Genomic DNA, 16,889 nt, shown 5'->3' with positions numbered 1-16,889 from the left:
TTTGCATATTCAGGCATCAGACAAAAGGCCTGTGTCAAAGCCATCAATCGTGCGGGTGTTCTTTTTTCGCCAATAGGCTTCTACGCCGGCTGGTCCCATATCATCGAAATAGGGCACCAGCTCTGTGTCCACCCGATCCTGCTGAAACGCCATGATTGGAACCCCAGTGCCGCAGGACGTCTGCACGGCTTCAATCGTCATGTCGAAGATCTGGCGACTGCCCGCCATTGCGGGAAAATCAGCCGCAGCATGCTCCCAATCCGCGTCGCGCGGGTGCAGAACACGCGCCTGGCCATAAAGCCGCAGGATCAAGGCGTCTCCCTCAAAGGCGCAAAACATCAGGGTCATGCGGTTTAGTTGTGCAATATGACCTGCCGTTTCGTTCCCGCTGCCGGACAGGTTCAGCCAGCGCAGCCGATCATCAGCGAGGATCCGCAGAGCATCTGCGCCCTTTGGTGAAAGATTGACGCGCCCATCTGCAGCCGCTGTTGCGACGAAGAACAGCTTTTGCCGCTCAATGAAGGCTCTCAACGTTCCGTTGAGCTTCGATCCCATCGGCATTTCGTTCCCTCCGTTGGTGAGGGAACGTTACGCGAACACGGCCAGCCTCACAAGGGCTGGCCGTGCTTTGGCGCAGGCCCGGTCAGACGTCAGACGGGACGGGCACTTGAGAAGGGGCTGACCGGACGTTCCAGGCGAGCAGTGCCGCGACTGCGACAGCCCCCGCAATGTTCAGGGCGAGCAGGCCAGGCCACAGGCAGGCCACACCGGCGATCAGGCTCAGCTTGCGCATCGCCACACCGAAGGGCTTTTCCATACAACCCTGCAGGGCTGCTGCGATCGCATACACGCCGACAACGGCAAATCCGAACACTTGCAGCATTGCCGGCCAATCACCCGACAGCAGCGGCGTATAGGCGAAAAGGATTGGCACGATATAGAGCCCCTTGGCCAGCTTCCAGCTCGCGACGCCTGTTCCCATTGCTGGTGCTTTCGCAATCGCGGCAGCGGTGAAGGCTGCCAGCGCGACAGGTGGGGTGACGTTGCTGTCCTGGCTGAGCCAGAAGATGATCATATGCGCGGACAAAAGCGCGACCATCGCGACATCTTGTGGCACGACCAGTTCGCGCAGAGGTGCAGCAACCTCCAGTGGCAGTGTGCGCACGATTGCGGAGGCGTCCGCCCGTGGCATCGCCCCGTCCAGCGTGCCCGCGACCTCTGGCACACCAAACATCAGGATCGCCTTCGCGGACGCATCCAGATTCCCCGCAGTCATCTGAGCAATCACGAAGTTGTCTGCAATCATCCCTGCAATGGCAGGGGCGGAAAGCGTTGCAAGCACGATATACGCTGCCGTCACGGGCAGGCCCATCCCCAGGACGAGGCTGGCAAGCGCGACCAATGCGAGTGCGATCAGGATGTTGCCGCCCGACCAACTGGCGACCATCAGCGAAAACGTATTTCCGACACCAGCTGTCGCAATCACATTGACCACAAGGCCAACAGCGCACAGCAAGACGGCCGTCAGGATCATGGACTTGGTGCCCATGGCCAACGCCTCCAGCACGGCCTTGGGGCCCATCGGATTGCGCGTCAACCAACTGGACGCAATGACCGCGATGATGCCAAAGACGGCGGCATAGGTCGGTGTGAAGCCCGAGACCAATAGGCCAATCAGCGTTGCGATCGGGATCAGGAATGACGCCCCGCCTTCGATGAAGGCCGTCTTCAGTGTCTGACCCTCTGACGGCATCGGCGGCAGGTTCTGGCGCCGCGCCTCGATCCGCACAAAGAATGCGACGGACAGAAAGTAGAGCAGCGCGGGAAGCGCTGCGACCGCAACGATGGTCTCGTAGGGGATTTGGGTGAAGCTTGCCATCACGAAGGCGCCCGCACCCATGATCGGTGGCATGAGTTGCCCACCGGTTGAGGCCGCGGCTTCGACGCCTCCGGCGAATTTCGGATTGAAGCCAGCCCGTTTCATCAGTGGGATGGTAATGACGCCCGTTGAGGCGGTGTTTGCGACCGCGCTGCCTGAAATCGTGCCGGTCAGCCCGCTTGCGATGACTGCGACAATGCCAGGCCCGCCAACCATGCGCCCGGCAACGGCTCGGGCCAGATTGATAACGAACTCCCCTGCGCCAGAGCGGATGAGGAATGCGCCGAAGATGATGAACAAGAAAACATATGTTGAGGAAATGCGCGCGATGCTGCCGAACATTGCGTCGTCTCCGTAGATTGAGCGGAATGCGACGCTCTCAACCGACAAACCGGGAAATGCAAAGATTCCGCCGATCCACTGGCCCCAGTAGGAGACATAGCCAAGGGCCAGAATGATCAGAATGGGGATGACCCAACCGGTCAGGCGACGCGTCAGCTCAACTGCGCCAAAGACGCAAAAAGCCGTCGCAATCCAGTCCAGCGGAGCAAGCTTCACGCCGCGCTCGTAGATCGCGGTTTCCGCCAGCGCCAGATGTGCTGCGGACAACGCGACCAGAACGCCCAGCGCGATATCTAGAACCAGGGCAATGCGGCTGCCGCGCAGCGAGGGGTAGAAGATGGCTGCGAGAAAGGCGAAGCCGCCAAAATGAAGCGCATTCCGCTCTAATTCGCTGAGAACCGGGTCGAAAGCGACGTAAATGTGCAGAACGGCAATGGCGACGCAAAGACCTGTCAGCACCAGCCCGACAGGTCCAGAAAAGTGGCGGATCGGGGAATTGTCTTCGTCCCGGTCAGTGGTGCTCATGATGCAGCCTTCGTGAGTATCGTAAAATGCATAAAAAACCGGCCCACGCAGTCGCATGGGCCGGTCAGTCAGGGGAGAGTTAGTTCGCGATCAGGCGCTCGGGGATCTCGATGCCCACTTCTTCATAATAGCGCGCTGCACCGGGGTGGAGCGGCAGCGGCAGGCCAGCAATGGCCCGCTCGATCGCCATGGCCCGGGTTGCGGGGTGAATGGCTTGAAGGAAGGGCAGGTTTTCGTAGATCGCCTTGGTGATCAGATACACGTTTTCCTCAGGCAGATCGGCGGAGGTGGCAAGGAAGTTCGGCTGCGCGATGGTCTGCACATCCTCTTCCTGGCCGGGATAGGTTCCCGCCTCGATGGTGTAAGGTGTCCAGAGGCCGCGATCCCCGTCAGCGGTCGCCATCTGCTCTTCTGTGAAGTTGAGCAGCGTGACGCCGTCACCCGCGGCGGCCATCAGCTGAGTGATCGCGCCAACCGGTGCACCGGCTGGGGTCGAGATCCCTTCCACCTGACCGTTTTGAAGCGCCTCTGCGGATGGGCCATAGCCCCCAAAGACCAGCTCGTAATCCGTGTCGATATCGACACCGAAGCCGCCCATGATCGTCCGGTTGGACCCGATCGTGCCGGAATTCTGACGACCCAGCGCCATGGCTTCGCCTGTCAGGGCAACGAAGTCTTCCATCGTGCCTGTTGCCGCATTTTCGCTGGCGACCACGAAGTGCTCAACGTTTTGCCAAAGCATCGAGACGGAGCGCAGGTTGTCCTGCGGACCTTCTCCTTCAAGCGGCCCTGTGCCAGTCGCGGCGTAGTAGCCGTAAAGGCCCTGCATGATGCCAAACTGTGCCTCACCTTCGCGCAGCAGGCGGACGTTCTCACCCGAACCGGCAGAGGAGATGGCCGACATGCCAATTCCCTCGCCGGGTTCAAGCTTCACTTTCACCAGCGTGGCGAGCGCGACGCCGACCGGATAGTAGGTGCCGCCGGTTGAGGCCGTTGCGAGAATGTAATCGGCTTCCTCTGCAAAAGCCGGCGCGCTCAGCGCGATGGACGCTGCAACGGCAGCGGTGAACATGGATTTCATGGTGTCCTCCCAAGGTTTGACCCCTCGCATAGGGGCCTTGGGGGCGACGTTAGAAATTGGAAACGGCCGCTCCTATGAACGAAACCGCAGGGGCCCGCAAAAAGCCGCGCGGGTTTTCGCCAATCAGGCCAAGGGCAGACGCACTTCGAAGATTGCACCGCCATCCGCGCCGGTTTGCGCTGTCATCGACCCTTTCAGATCGCTGATGATCTGCTCTGAGATCGCAAGGCCAAGTCCCATTCCTTCCCCAGACGGCTTGGTCGTGAAGAACGGCTCCTGCAGTTTTGCAAGATCTGCGCCGCCAAGCCCCGGCCCCGTGTCATGCACGCGGATTATTGCCTGCTCGCCTTCAGCGGACATCTCGACCGAAATTTGTTTGGCGGTTGATTGCGCAACCGCATCACGCGCGTTCCGAACTAAGTTGATGATGACCTGCTCAAACCGCTCGGCTTCGCCCATCACAAACACATCCTCCGCCAGCCGGACAGACAGAGCGATGTTATCCCGGTCCAAATCATGCTCCACCAGCGCGAGTGCGCGGCGGATGCTTTCGGCCAGATCAAATGTGGTCTGTTCGATCTGCGGGGATCGTCCGAAGGAACGCAGTTGGTCTACGATCCGCTGCATGCGCTCCACGATCCGCGTAAGCGGCGGGGCCAATTCCCCTGGAAGGGTACCCTGTGCGATTTCTTCTGCCGCCAGATAGTTGCGCATTGCGGCAATCGGCTGGCCCAGTTCATGGGTGATCGAGGCAGACAATTGGCCGAGTGCAGCAAGACGCCGCTGTCGGGCCAGGGCTTCCTCCGCTTCGCTCAGCAACCGCTGCGCCCTGTCCTTTTCATCCAGAACGGCTTGCAGGCGCGCCTGTTCTGCAACGGAGGCGGCAAGGGTCTCTCGCAGCCGGCGCGCGCGCAATGAGGCCGCGAGGATCAAAAGGATCAGCAGCACGGCGAGCGCTGACGCGACCCAAAGCTGCGCGCGCGTGCGTAAGGCCCGCTCGTCCGACAGCAGATGCAGCGTCCACGCCTCATATCCGATGTCAGCCTGGGTCCACAGATAGCTGACCCCATCAAGGGCAAGCCGATCGCCCGACTGTTCCTGCCAATCCAGCCTGTGCAAAACGGTGTCGCCCGCCGGACGGCTGCGGGTGAGTTGTCGTCTGTCATATGCAGACAACTCTCGGGTCATCCCGAGCAGCAATGCGCTGCGCGACGATACGAGAACAACGCCGGACGCGTCGGTCGCCAATAGAAGTGCGCCGCTATCCGCCCAGCTGCGTCCGACTGCCGCCAGTGAAACCTTTACGACAACCGCACCGAATACGGTTCCAGCTGCGTCACGCACAGGCTCGGCAATGTAATACCCCGGCGCGCGGGCCTCTAACCCGACCTCGTAAAAGCGTCCTGACCCTCCCGCAACAGCTTCGCGGAAATAGGGGCGAAACGTGTGATATTCGTCGATTTCGCGTCCTGCGGCTGCGAGTGTCAGTCCATTGATGTCGAGAACGAAGATGGCTTCGGCCCGTGCTGTTTCCTGAACACCTGCGAGGTAGTCTTCAAGCGGCGCAGGCACCTGATCGATCAGGGTGCGCAGCGTCAGCGGATCATGTGCGATCACACCCGGAAGATGTTCCAGCCGATCAAGTTCGGCTTGCAGCGTGCTGGCAAAGAAGGCCGCCCGATTGGGTGTATCGCGCAACTCACTTTGAGTGAAAACAGCGATCAGCCCGAGATACAGGCCAGTTGCGAGCAGCAGCGCGGCGATTGCCGCGCCCCAGATGCGACGGCGTTCAGCCAAGGATATTGGCCTTATCCAATCCCAGTTTCACGATCTTGTCGTTAAGGGTCCGTCGCCCGATGCCCAGCGCCTCTGCCACAGCGTCCATGCGCCCCTGATGGGTACGGATGGCCTGCGCGATCAACGATCGCTCGAACCGCGCAACGGCCTCACGCAAGGTGCCCGGCATATCCTCCCCGGCTTCAGACTGGGTCAGGGCAGAGCCAACAGATCCCGTGCCGCGCCGTGCGGCCAGCAGACGGCGCTCCGCGATATGCCGCAGCTCTCGTACATTGCCCGGCCAGTCATGGGCCAGAAGGGCGGCGGTATCCTCTGCACTCAATGACGGTGCAGCAACCTCGTAAGTCTCTGCGACATCGCCAAGGAAATGCTCGAACAACAATACGATGTCCTCACGGCGTTCACGCAAGGGCGGCAAATGCAATTCGAACGTATTGAGCCGATAAAGCAGGTCGGCGCGGAACTTTCCCGCCGCAACCAGCGCGCCCAGATCCTCATTCGTCGCGGCAATGATCCGGGTGTCCGTCGTCACTTCTGTGTCCGCACCGACAGGGCGGACGACGCCGGTTTCGATGGCGCGCAGCAGCTTGGACTGTGCATCGAGCGGGCAGGCGGCGATCTCATCCAAGAACAATGTGCCGCCATCCGCGCCGCGCAAGGCGCCTTTGGCCCGGCCATCCACACCGAATACGATCTCTTCGAAATGGGCCGGGCCCAGCGTCGCGCAGTTGATCGACTCGAAACCAGCATCCTGCCGCGGTCCGAGACGGTGCAAAGCGCGCGCGACCAACTCCTTACCGGTCCCCGTCTCTCCCTGAATCAGGACAGAGGCACGCGTTTCCGCAAGATCGAGGATTTCCTGACGCAACCCAACGATCCGGGCATCATTGCCCAGCAAGACCCGATCCAGTCCAGAGAGCCGCAACAACTCTGCCCGCATCCGACCAGCCATCTGCGCCAGCCGGTGCGCTTCTGCTGCGTGTTGCAGGATGCGCAGAAGCCGTCTTGGCTCGAACGGCTTTTCCAGAAAGGAGTATGCACCATTTTGGATCGCCTCCACCGCCATCGGAATATCTCCATGGGCGGAAATCAGGACGATTGGCGGCGCGTCGGTGCCCTTGAGCCTGTCGAGCAGCTCCAGCCCGCTTAGCCCCGGCATTCTGACGTCAGAGAGGATGACATCCGGTGCCAGGCCCTCAAGACGCAGCAATGCGGGCTCGGCCTCGGCGAAAGTGGTGACCTGCCAGCCGGAGCGCGTCAAAAGGTGAGCGGCAGAGTCGCGCAACTCCCGATCATCGTCGATCACAAAGACAGAATGGGCCAAATTCACGCTCCCGAAACGCGGTGGTGGACACCGCACTAGCCTGAGCGATACCAATCAGGCCAGCTTTTTCGCAATCGTGCCTCAGCGTTCCTTGATGCGCCAGCCCGCCTGTCGCGGAAGAAAGGCCTCGACCGCCGCTGATGCGATCACCAGCGTTTCACCGGTATCGGGGTCGGTGACATTCAGTCCACCTTTCTGCACATCAATGCTCACCTTTCCCCTTGGAAGTTTGGCCACAAGCGCCTCTTTATCAACGGCAATCGGGGCCTGAACCCCGATGGTGACGCGCACTTCCATCTCCTGATGATCAAGGTCAAGGGCGCCGAGAATTGGCAGGGTAGAGTGCCGGATGGCGTCTTCGATCGCGCGTGCCGCGGCCTTGGTATAGTCCATCCCATGAAGATCGTTGCCCATGCCCATCTCGATGATGATCCGCTGCTCAGACATCGGCTTTCTCCATGTCAAAGGCGACGGACAGGGCCACATTGGCGATGATCGTCGGATTTCCGGTTCCTTCGGGCCGCGGAATGTCGAGGCCGCCTTCATGAACCTGAATGGTGGGCTGGCCATAAGGAAAGACGGCGGCGATTTCAGCGACATCCACCTCGTCTGGCTTCTGCACGCCGACATCGACCGTGATCAGCATGTCCGTTTTTTCGAAGCCGAAGAGTTCCGCGAGATTGATCGAATTATGCCAGAGCGCGTCTTGCACGGCCCGCTTGGCTGCTTGCGTGTAGTCCCCGCGCCGCAGGGAGGTGCCCATGCCAAATTCGGTCAATAATCGTCGCGCCATGTCCATACCTTCCATCTGTTGCAGCAAGATGTCCCAAGGCCGCGTCAGATGCGCAAGTGAAATCAGGGGCGCATGGGCGCGATGCGGGGCTGGCCCTCCCCTGTCCGAGGAAACCCCGGACGTGCATCATGCCCATGCGCTCACGTGCCGTGTCACTCCGGCACGATCCTTTGTGGCTGCCCGGTCTCAAGCGACAGGGTCGCGGCGTCAGCCAGTTTTTGAGCGGCCAGCCCATCGTTGATACCCGGTGAGGGAGCCTCGCCATTCGAGAGCGCGTCAACGAAATGCAGAACTTCCTGGCGATAGGCTTCGGCGTAGCGTTCCAGAAAGAAGTTCTGTGCCACGGCCCGGCCAAAGCCCTGCGCGGTCGCGATTTCGACCGTGTTCTCAAGATGGTTGTCCGCGCGCAACATGCCCTTTGCTCCGTGGACTTCCACCCGCTGATCGTAGCCATAGGTGGCACGGCGGGAGTTGGAAATCTGGCAAACCTTACCCGATGCGGTCTTTAGCACTGCGACAGCGGTGTCCACGTCACCCGCGTCGCCAATCGCTGGATCGACGAGGGCAGAGCCGGTCGCGTAGATTTCCACCGGCTCTTCGCCCAAGAGGAAACGAGCCATATCCAGATCGTGGATCATCATGTCGCGAAAAATTCCGCCTGAGGATTTGATATAGCTCACCGGGGGTGGGGAAGGGTCCCGCGACAGGATCGTGACCATCTCCACCTCGCCGATCTCACCACGCTGGATGCGGTCCGCCACCAACGCAAAGTTTGGATCGAAGCGCCGATTGAATGCGGTCATGAACGGGATCCGCGCCGCTTCGACCTCTGATTTCAGTGTGCGGATGTTGTCGGCAGACATATCGACGGGCTTCTCGCAGAAGATGGCCTTCCCCGCGGCGATACTCGCACGGATCAGGTCAAAATGCGTATCGGTTGGCGTTGCGATGATGACGGCATGAACCGTCTCGTCGGCCAGAATATCCGCGACACTTGCCGCACGCGCACCGTATTCGGCGGCCAGATCAAGGGCGGCCTGCTCGAAATAGTCGTTCACCGCGACCAGATTTGCCCCCTTCAAAGGGGCAAGCGTCATTGCATGGACCTTCCCAATCCGCCCGCAGCCGAAAAGTGCGAAATTTACCATCAGACAGTCTCCGCCGGTTTGAAGTTGCGCAGGACGCGTCGCGTCGCATCGACAACGGGGTCGTGGGTCTCCTTCAGGATCGAGACGCGGTCGAACCTGTCGGCGTCAGAATTGACAGCCGCGCGCAAAGAAGTGCCAAAAGCCATGCGCAACTCCGTTCCGATGTTGAATTTGCAGATCGACGATCCTTGCGAGAGTGCAATTCGCTGCGCAATTGGCACGCCCGAGCCTCCGTGGATGACGAGCGGAATTTCTGTGACGGCCTCAATGGCACGGATACGTGGCTCATCGAGGCCACCTTCCTTGTCCTGTTGCAGGTGGACGTTCCCGACCGAAATTGCCATGGCATCGACGGAGGTTTCGCGCGCGAAACGGGCGGCTTCGGCCGGATCGGTGCCTGCCGAGGTTTCACCGCCCGAATAGCCAACAAATCCGATCTCTCCCTCGCAGGATATGCCCGCATCATGTGCCAGCTCTGCGATCCGCGCCGTTTCTTCGATATTCTGCGCGAGCGGCTTGCGGGAGCCGTCGAACATCAGTGATGTGAAGCCGCTGTCCAGCGCCTCCTGGCATTCCTCAAATGTATATCCATGATCGAGATGAGCAACGACGGGAACGCTGGCTTGCTCGGCCAAATGACAGAACATCTTGCCCAGAATTGGCAAGGGGGTGTGCGCCCGGCAGCTTGGCCCGGCTTGTAGGATGACGGGCGTGTTCTCAGCCTCTGCGGCGGCGACATAGGCGCGCATCTCCTCCCAGCCAAGGGTGACGAGACCAGCCACAGCATAGTTGCCGCGCAGGGCAGGTTGCAGAACTTCGGATAAGGTGACGAGGGGCATCTGGCGATCCAGTCGATACAGGCCACACGCTCGACCTCCCGCGGGTGCGAAGCGCGCTCAAGTTGGGAGGTCGGGCACGGCCCAGCTGTGCCGGGCCAAGGTGTGGGTTATTTGAACTTGGCGATCATGTCCTTGATGCCGGGGATGGTCTCTAGCTGTGCCGCATGGGTCGGCTGGAAATACTGGACCAGCGACCGCTGGCTCAACCCGCCAAGGATCGTGAAATAATACATCTCGTAGCCCGGCAGTACCGCGCAGGGGTGATAGCCCTTGTCCAGGCAGATCGTGGAGCCATCGACGATGTGATACGCATCCCCCGGTTTGCCATCCTCGCGCTGAAGCATCTGCACGCCGGAGCCGTAATTCGGCTTGAAGCGGAAATTGTAGGTCTCGTCATGCCGCGTCTCATCGGGCAGGCGATCCGTGTCGTGCTTGTGCGACGGGAACCCCGACCATCCACCTTGGCCGACAGTGAACAATTCGGACACCAGCAAGCGCCCGACGCGGTCATGGTACTTCGTGCCGAGAATATGCTTGATCTTTCGGTGGGTCTTGGTGTCGTCCGACCCGTATTGCACCAGATCGATCTCGTCGGCACGCACGTCAAATGGGGTCAACACCTTGTCGTATCGTGCCCCGCAAACAAACACCTCAGCCTCGTCTGAGACACAGTTGAATAGGGCCTTTGCACCGGTTGGGACATAAACGCCCTCGGGTTCGCCGTCCCAGACATCAACCGTTCTATTGCCAAGGTTCGCATAGGTCTCGCCCTCGATCTCTACATCCACCGTGCCGGTCGCAGGGACGATGCAGGTCTCATATCCGGGCACCTGATACGCGAACGCCTCTCCGCGCTTGAGCTTCACGATGTTGAAGTAGTTGAGCGGCACCAGCGCGTCATCCACGTCCACGATGGGTTTGTTCTGATTGTCGAACGGAGGAATATGCATTGGTGTTCCCTTATGAATTGGTTGGGCCAGGATGGCTGGCCAGGAATTGGTCAAGTTCGTCCCGGTCCGCCATGGCCGGTGCGCAGCCCGGGCGCGAAACGGTGATGGAGGCGCAGGCCGATCCGCGCAGCAGCGCACCGTGCAGATCATGCCCGTCCGCAAGCGATGTCACAAAACCCGCCATAAAGCTGTCGCCCGCGCCGGTCGGTTTGAGCGCTTCGACAGGATAGATCCCGGTGCGAAGTTCCTGACCATTCGCAAAAGTCAGCGCGCCCTTTTCGCCCATCTTGTAAATGACGAGCCGTCCGTCCGCGCCCAACGAACGCGCTTTGTCGAGCCCTTTTCCGTGATCGCCGGCCATGAAGCCGAATTCCTCGTCATTGCCGACGATCATGTCTGACAGTGCTGCCGCGCGAGACAATACCTCTTCCGCGACCTTGGCCGAGGGCCACGAATAGGGGCGGTAATCCACATCAAAGATGATCGGCAGGCCCGCTGCTTTTGCCAATTCAAATGCGCGAAACGCAGCACCGCGCGACGGCTCAGCGGCAAATACAGTGCCTGCGGTGATCAGAGCGCCGAAGGCTGCATAATCCACCGCGTCGACATCCGTGTCATCCATCTGAAAATCTGCCGCGCCGTTGCGGTAGATCACATTGCGGTGCCCCTCGACCCGGCTTTCGTAAAAGGCAAGGGAGTTGCGGTATTCACCACCAACCGAACGCACATGGGTGGTGTCAACGCCGTAGCGCTTCAGCTGGCCGACGCAGTAGCTGCCGACGCTGTCATCTGACACCCGTGTGACCAAAGCAGACCGTCCGCCAAGCTTGCAGATCCCGGCCGCGATGTTCGCTGATGAGCCGCCAAGCCCGACAGTCACGCTTTCCGCATCCTCAGCGGCGACACCGGGATCGGTGAAGAAGTCGATCCCGGCCCGACCCACCACAACGAAATGGTTGCGGGCGATGCCTTGCAGAAGATGGTCCATCAGACGCCCTTCCGCTGTTTGGGACGGCTGCTTTCCCAATCAATATGCGCCTCGCGCACCGTTTCGCTTTCGGTGATGTGCGGGGTGCCAACCTCCCACCAGGCGTGGCCCTCGGTCGTCCAGCCCTCATAGGCATCGACTTTCATACAGATCACATAGGATTTGTCGGCGGCCTTGGCCCGCTTGAACGCCTCGGCCAGTTCTGCCGGATTGGCGACGGTTTCCGCCTCGGCCCCCATCGACCGCGCGTGGCTTTCAAAATCCACCGCGAAGGGGCGGGAAATCGTGGGTGCGTCCGCAATCAGGTTGTTGAAGCTCTCATTGCCGGTGTTGTTCTGCAATTTGTTGATGACTGCGAAGCCGCCATTGTCCAGCACCAGGACGATCATCTTCTTGTCGCTCAGCACGCTGGAATAAAGGTCCGAGTTCATCAGCATGTAAGAGCCGTCGCCGGTGAACACGATCGTATCTTGATCTGACTCTTGCTCGGCCTGGGCGATACGTGCGCCCCAACCGCCCGCGATCTCATACCCCATGCACGAGAACCCAAACTCTACATCCACCGTCCCAATGTCGAGCGTGCGCCAGTTGGCGGTCACCTCGGCCGGAAGGCCGCCCGCAGCGGCGACGACACGGTCGCGCGGATCGCATAGCGCGTTCACCACCCCAATGGCTTGCGCGTAAGAGTTCGGGCGGTTGCCCGGTTTCACGTTGTCCGCGACGTAGTTGGCCCATTTTGCCTTTTCGTCGGCCGCGAAAGCGCACCAGCTTTCCGGTGCAGCGAAATCTGTCATCCCAGCGGCGAGGGATTGCAGGCCGAGCTTTGCATCTCCCACAACGGCAAGGGACATGTGTTTGCTGGCGTCATGGCGTCCGACATTCAGGCAGATGAGCTTGGCATCATGGGCAAACGCCGTCCATGAGCCCGTCGTGAAATCCTGCAACCGGGTGCCAATGGCGAGCACGACATCCGCGCGTTCGGCGATAGTGTTCGCGCTGTCTGACCCGGTGACACCGATGGGACCACAGTTCAGATTATGTGTCTCCACCATGTTGGCCCGGCCTGCAATGGTCTCGACCACCGGAATTCCGTGCGCCTCCGCGAAGGCCGTCAGCTCGGCCACGGCGCCGGAATATTGCACGCCGCCGCCAGCGATGATGACCGGCCTCTCTGCCGATCTGAGCATTGCGATCGCATCCGCAATCTCTGCCTGATCCGGAGCCTGCCGACGGATGCGGTGAACCGTCTCTTCAAAGAAGCGGGTCGGGTAGTCATATGTCCAACCCTGCACGTCTTGAGGCAAACCGATAAAGGCAGGGCCGCAATCCGCCGGGTCGAGCATTGTGTTCACAGCTGCGGGAAGGGACTGAATGACCTGGGCCGGATGTGTGATCCGGTCCCAGTAACGCGTCACGGCTTTGAACGCATCGTTCACCCCGAATGTCGGGTCCTGAAAATGCTCAAGCTGTTGCAAAACCGGGTCAGGCAAACGGGTTATGAACGTGTCACCACACAGCATCAGCATTGGCAGACGGTTCGCATGGGCAAGCGCGGCTGAGGTCAGCAGGTTGGCGGTGCCCGGTCCGGCACTTGCGGTGCAAAACATCATGCGCTGGCGTTTATGATACTTGGCATAAGCCGCCGCTGCAAAACCCATGCTCTGCTCGTTCTGTCCGCGATAGAGAGGCAGTGTTTCACGATGATTATAAAGAGCTTCGCCCAAGCAGGTAACGTTGCCATGGCCAAAGATCCCAAAGCCCCCGCCGAACAGGCGCTGCTCTTGCCCGTCGATTTCTATGAACTGATTGTCGAGATACCGGATGATGGCCTGCGCCGTGGTCAGGCGCAGAGTGTTGTCAGGTGCAGTCATATTCCTCAACCCTAGGTCCGTCCGTCTTGGTCCGCATTTTTGCGTGTTGACGGTGTGTTGATTCTCAAGCTACATAATTTGCAACCGGTTGCAAACCGAAAAACGAAAAAGGTCAGGGTGGATGAGAGAGATCGGCATCGGCATTGTCGGAGGCGGCTATATGGGCAAGGTCCATGCCGTTGCCATGTCCTGCGTCGGAGCAGTGTTTCAGACAGAATTGCGGCCTCGATTGGTCATGGTCTGTGCGACTTCCATGGCCTCCGCGGATCGGTATCGCGCCGCCTATGGATTTGAGCAGGGCACCGATGATTGGCGCGTTTTGGTCAACGACCCGCGGGTCGAGGCGATTGTGATCGCGTCCCCACAGGAAACGCATCGCGAAATCGCGGAGGCGGCCTTCGCGCTGGGTAAGCCAGTACTGTGTGAAAAGCCGCTCGGCGCTAACGTGGATGACAGCCGGGCGATGGTCGCGGCGGCCGAGGCATCGGGTGCGGTAAATATGGTCGGCTTCAACTATATCCGAACGCCGGCCAGCCAGTATGTACGCCAGTTGCTTGCGGATGGCGTGATTGGAGACATCACCTATTTCCGGGGTGAGCATACTGAAGATTTTTACGCTGACCCGGATGCGTCTGCGACATGGCGCACGCGCGGAATGGCGAATGGCACGATGGGTGATCTGGCCCCACATATGATCAATTGTGCACTGGCAATGATGGGACCTGTCGCAAGCGTTCTGGGTGATGTGGAGACGGTTCACGCACAGCGGCCTGACGGGCAGGGCGGTCTGGCTGAGGTCACGAATGATGACCACGCCCAAGTCATGTGCCGATTTGCGAACGGGGCGATGGGTCATCTCTTCTTCAGCCGCATCGCGACGGGTCGAAAGATGGGCTATATATATGAAATTACTGGCACAAAAGGGGCTATCCGCTTCGATCAGGAAGACCAGAACGCCATCTGGCTCTACACTTCGGACGGAGATGACGCGCAGCGCGGTTTCCGCAAGATCCTAACTGGCCCATCTCACCCGGATTACCTTCCGTTTTGCCAGGGGCCGGGCCACGGCACAGGGTATCAGGATCAGATCATTATCGAGGCGAAGGATTTCCTGACAGCGATTGCGTCGGGGGACTCCCATTGGCCGACATTCCGCGACGGGATGGAGGTGAACGAGATCGTCGCCGCCACCATCGCCTCCTCCAACAGCAAGACATGGCGCAACGTCGCCGACTTCAAATCCTGAAAGGCTCATCGGAGATGACAATACGAATTGGAAATGCGCCCTGTTCGTGGGGTGTTGAGTTCCCGAACGATCCGCGCAACCCGGCATGGGAAACCGTGCTTGAACAGAATGCGGCCGCAGGTTACCGCGGCATCGAGTTAGGGCCTATCGGCTTTATGCCCGAAGACCCTGTTCAGCTGGCGGAAGCCCTTTCAAAGCATGAGCTTGAACTGATCGGCGGCGTTGTATTTCAACCCTTTCATGATGCAGCGAAATGGGATGAGGTTCTCGATGCCGCGCAGCGGACCTGCAAATCCCTGACGGCCCATGGCGCCCAGCATTTGGTGCTGATCGACAGTATTTCGCCGCGCCGTGCACCGACTGCCGGGCGCGCAGACGAAGCGGAGCAAATGGATCAGGCAGAGTGGGCTGCGTTCCGCGATCGCATTGCGACCATTGCGCGGATAGGCTCCGATGAATTCGGCCTGACCGTCGGCATTCATGCCCATGCGGCCGGTTTCCTCGATTTCGAGCCAGAGCTAGAGCGTCTGCTCGACGAAGTGCCAGAGAGCATCCTGAAAATATGCTTTGATACCGGCCATCATTCCTATGCCGGGTACGATCCTGTTGCCTTCATGAAGCGTCACATCGACCGAATTTCGTATATGCATTTCAAGGATATTGATCCGGTCGTGAAGGCGAAGGTCGTGGCAAATCGGACCGATTTCTACACGGCCTGTGGTCAGCAGATCTTCTGCAATCTGGGGCAGGGTGATGTGGACTTTCCGGCGGTGCGTCAGGTCCTTCTCGACAATGGATTTGAGGGCTGGTGCACGGTTGAGCAGGATTGCGACCCGCTATTGGATCCGGATCCGCTTGGCGACGCGAAAGCGAACAGCAACTATCTGAAATCCATTGGCTTCTGAGGGTCGGATCATGACAAAACTGAACTGGGGCATGATCGGCGGCGGCAAGGGCAGCCAGATTGGGCCGGCACATCGCATGGGCGCGCAGGCGGACGGCAATTTCGTCATGGCTGCAGGCGCGCTGGACGTTGATGCAGAGCGTGGCCGCGCGTTTGCCGACACGCTCGGCATCGCCTCTGACCGAGCTTACGCCAATTGGCAGGACATGCTGGAAGGGGAGCGGACCCGCGAGGATCGCGTTGATCTGGTGACCGTTGCAACGCCGAATGCAACGCATTTCGAAATTACGAAGGCCTTTCTCGAAGCAGGGTTTAACGTCTTGTGTGAGAAACCCATGACGATGACCGTCGAGGAAGGTGAAGAGATCGTTCGCGTTGCCGAGGCCTCGGGGAAAATTTGCGCGGTGAACTACTGCTACTCGGCCTATCCCATGGTGCGTGAAATGCGCCACATGGTTGCGACGGGGCAGATCGGCAAGGTCCGCACCATCGTTGCCAACTTCTCCCATGGGCATCATGGCGATGCGGGCGATGCTGACAATCCGCGCGTGCGCTGGCGCTATGATCCAGCGATGGCTGGGGTCTCTGGCCAGTTTGCGGATTGCGGAATCCACGCCCTTCATATGGCTAGTTTTATTGCGGGGGATGAGGTTCGCACGCTCTCAGCGGACTTCGCCTCAACCATTTCAAGCCGCGAGCTGGAAGATGACGCCATGGTGAATTTCCGCATGGAGGGTGGGACTGTCGGGCGGCTTTGGACGTCATCTGTGGCGATCGGACGTCAGCATGGTTTCGACATTCAGGTGTTTGGAGAAACCGGCGGCCTGCGCTGGGCGTCCGAACAGCCCAACCAGGTTTTCTACACACCGGTCGGCGGTCGAACGCAGATCATGGAAAAGGGGGAAGGCGGCCTTTCGGACGAAGCGCAGCGGCTGAGCCGCGTCGCGATCGCGCATCCTGAGGGTTTCCCACTCGCCGTGGCGAATATCTATGTGGACCTCGCAGCTAAAATCCGGGGTGAGGCGCATGGTGATTTCCCTGTCGCCGCAGACGGCCTGCGGTCGATGGCTGCGGTTCATCAGGCCGTTGCTTCGGCAAAGGCTGATGGCGCCTGGGTCGATGCCCGCCCGCCGATGTTCCGATAGGCCCCAGCTTGGCCGCATATCGTGCGGCCAGTCCAAATTTGAGCATCGGTTGCATTG

At 60.0% G+C, this 16,889-nt stretch carries 15 protein-coding genes; 3 read left to right on the top strand and 12 right to left on the bottom strand.

Translation table 11 applies throughout. The annotated features are described in order from the left end of the window. Positions 1 to 9 precede the first annotated feature (9 nt). From POI8812_RS11260 to iolD, 12 genes are all read right to left on the bottom strand, one after another. Entirely contained in the window at positions 10 to 561 is a 552-nt protein-coding gene (locus tag POI8812_RS11260) for a pyridoxamine 5'-phosphate oxidase family protein (protein WP_108782700.1), read from the bottom strand. Between the two features lie 82 nt (positions 562 to 643). Beyond that, a complete protein-coding gene (locus POI8812_RS11255; RefSeq protein WP_108783207.1) occupies positions 644 to 2,746 on the bottom strand; it encodes a TRAP transporter permease in 2,103 nt (700 codons plus the stop codon). A 79-nt stretch (positions 2,747 to 2,825) separates the two neighbouring features. Continuing rightward, positions 2,826 to 3,827 (bottom strand): TAXI family TRAP transporter solute-binding subunit, encoded by a 1,002-nt coding sequence (locus POI8812_RS11250; protein WP_108782699.1) that lies wholly within the window; start codon positions 3,825 to 3,827, stop codon positions 2,826 to 2,828. Between the two features lie 123 nt (positions 3,828 to 3,950). After that, positions 3,951 to 5,624, bottom strand: coding sequence for a sensor histidine kinase (locus POI8812_RS11245; RefSeq protein ID WP_108782698.1), 1,674 nt, complete (start codon positions 5,622 to 5,624; stop codon positions 3,951 to 3,953). Further along, a complete protein-coding gene (locus tag POI8812_RS11240) occupies positions 5,617 to 6,954 on the bottom strand; it encodes a sigma-54-dependent transcriptional regulator (RefSeq protein ID WP_162844898.1) in 1,338 nt (445 codons plus the stop codon). The genes POI8812_RS11245 and POI8812_RS11240 overlap by 8 nt, the downstream gene beginning before the upstream one ends. Before the next feature lie 75 nt (positions 6,955 to 7,029). Then, the gene (locus POI8812_RS11235) at positions 7,030 to 7,395 is read right to left on the bottom strand and encodes a Lin0512 family protein (protein WP_108782696.1); all 366 of its coding nucleotides are present in this window, start codon (positions 7,393 to 7,395) and stop codon (positions 7,030 to 7,032) included. Further along, positions 7,388 to 7,741, bottom strand: a complete 354-nt coding sequence (locus POI8812_RS11230; RefSeq protein ID WP_108782695.1) for a Lin0512 family protein — start codon at positions 7,739 to 7,741, stop codon at positions 7,388 to 7,390. The genes POI8812_RS11235 and POI8812_RS11230 overlap by 8 nt, the downstream gene beginning before the upstream one ends. A 152-nt stretch (positions 7,742 to 7,893) precedes the next feature. Further along, a complete protein-coding gene (iolG, locus tag POI8812_RS11225; protein WP_108782694.1) occupies positions 7,894 to 8,889 on the bottom strand; it encodes an inositol 2-dehydrogenase in 996 nt (331 codons plus the stop codon). Beyond that, positions 8,889 to 9,728: a class II fructose-bisphosphate aldolase gene (locus POI8812_RS11220; RefSeq protein ID WP_108782693.1), complete on the bottom strand. Its 840-nt coding sequence runs from the start codon at positions 9,726 to 9,728 to the stop codon at positions 8,889 to 8,891. The genes iolG and POI8812_RS11220 overlap by 1 nt, the downstream gene beginning before the upstream one ends. Before the next feature lie 107 nt (positions 9,729 to 9,835). Then, a complete protein-coding gene (locus tag POI8812_RS11215) occupies positions 9,836 to 10,678 on the bottom strand; it encodes a 5-deoxy-glucuronate isomerase (RefSeq protein WP_108782692.1) in 843 nt (280 codons plus the stop codon). 10 nt (positions 10,679 to 10,688) lie between these two features. Further along, positions 10,689 to 11,666, bottom strand: a complete 978-nt coding sequence (locus POI8812_RS11210) for a PfkB family carbohydrate kinase (protein ID WP_108782691.1) — start codon at positions 11,664 to 11,666, stop codon at positions 10,689 to 10,691. After that, positions 11,666 to 13,537, bottom strand: coding sequence for a 3D-(3,5/4)-trihydroxycyclohexane-1,2-dione acylhydrolase (decyclizing) (gene iolD, locus POI8812_RS11205; RefSeq protein WP_108782690.1), 1,872 nt, complete (start codon positions 13,535 to 13,537; stop codon positions 11,666 to 11,668). The genes POI8812_RS11210 and iolD overlap by 1 nt, the downstream gene beginning before the upstream one ends. 121 nt (positions 13,538 to 13,658) lie before the next feature. Between iolD and POI8812_RS11200 the strand changes: the two genes are divergently transcribed. The 3 genes from POI8812_RS11200 to POI8812_RS11190 are packed head-to-tail and all read left to right on the top strand — an operon-like array spanning position 13,659 to position 16,832. Beyond that, the gene (locus POI8812_RS11200) at positions 13,659 to 14,783 is read left to right on the top strand and encodes a Gfo/Idh/MocA family protein (RefSeq protein WP_108782689.1); all 1,125 of its coding nucleotides are present in this window, start codon (positions 13,659 to 13,661) and stop codon (positions 14,781 to 14,783) included. 14 nt (positions 14,784 to 14,797) lie between these two features. Next, positions 14,798 to 15,688 carry a TIM barrel protein gene (locus POI8812_RS11195; RefSeq protein ID WP_108782688.1) on the top strand — a complete coding sequence of 297 codons (891 nt, stop codon included), beginning with the start codon at positions 14,798 to 14,800 and terminating at the stop codon, positions 15,686 to 15,688. Between the two features lie 10 nt (positions 15,689 to 15,698). Continuing rightward, positions 15,699 to 16,832, top strand: coding sequence for a Gfo/Idh/MocA family protein (locus POI8812_RS11190; RefSeq protein ID WP_108782687.1), 1,134 nt, complete (start codon positions 15,699 to 15,701; stop codon positions 16,830 to 16,832). Positions 16,833 to 16,889: the final 57 nt, after the last annotated feature.

Origin of the sequence: Pontivivens insulae, from assembly GCF_900302495.1 — a bacterium.
GTDB classification, from domain to species: Bacteria; Pseudomonadota; Alphaproteobacteria; order Rhodobacterales; family Rhodobacteraceae; genus Pontivivens; species Pontivivens insulae.
This window is presented reverse-complemented; position numbering and strand designations above follow the sequence as displayed.

Coding starts and splice junctions, on each gene's coding strand:
- POI8812_RS11210 (WP_108782691.1), bottom strand. CDS start 11,666: ATGGACCATCTTCTGCAAGGCATCGCCCGCAACCATTTCGTTGTGGTG.
- POI8812_RS11190 (WP_108782687.1), top strand. CDS start 15,699: ATGACAAAACTGAACTGGGGCATGATCGGCGGCGGCAAGGGCAGCCAG.
- POI8812_RS11235 (WP_108782696.1), bottom strand. CDS start 7,395: ATGTCTGAGCAGCGGATCATCATCGAGATGGGCATGGGCAACGATCTT.
- POI8812_RS11255 (WP_108783207.1), bottom strand. CDS start 2,746: ATGAGCACCACTGACCGGGACGAAGACAATTCCCCGATCCGCCACTTT.
- POI8812_RS11195 (WP_108782688.1), top strand. CDS start 14,798: ATGACAATACGAATTGGAAATGCGCCCTGTTCGTGGGGTGTTGAGTTC.
- POI8812_RS11220 (WP_108782693.1), bottom strand. CDS start 9,728: ATGCCCCTCGTCACCTTATCCGAAGTTCTGCAACCTGCCCTGCGCGGC.
- POI8812_RS11215 (WP_108782692.1), bottom strand. CDS start 10,678: ATGCATATTCCTCCGTTCGACAATCAGAACAAACCCATCGTGGACGTG.
- iolD (WP_108782690.1), bottom strand. CDS start 13,537: ATGACTGCACCTGACAACACTCTGCGCCTGACCACGGCGCAGGCCATC.
- POI8812_RS11200 (WP_108782689.1), top strand. CDS start 13,659: ATGAGAGAGATCGGCATCGGCATTGTCGGAGGCGGCTATATGGGCAAG.
- POI8812_RS11250 (WP_108782699.1), bottom strand. CDS start 3,827: ATGAAATCCATGTTCACCGCTGCCGTTGCAGCGTCCATCGCGCTGAGC.
- POI8812_RS11230 (WP_108782695.1), bottom strand. CDS start 7,741: ATGGCGCGACGATTATTGACCGAATTTGGCATGGGCACCTCCCTGCGG.
- iolG (WP_108782694.1), bottom strand. CDS start 8,889: ATGGTAAATTTCGCACTTTTCGGCTGCGGGCGGATTGGGAAGGTCCAT.
- POI8812_RS11260 (WP_108782700.1), bottom strand. CDS start 561: ATGCCGATGGGATCGAAGCTCAACGGAACGTTGAGAGCCTTCATTGAG.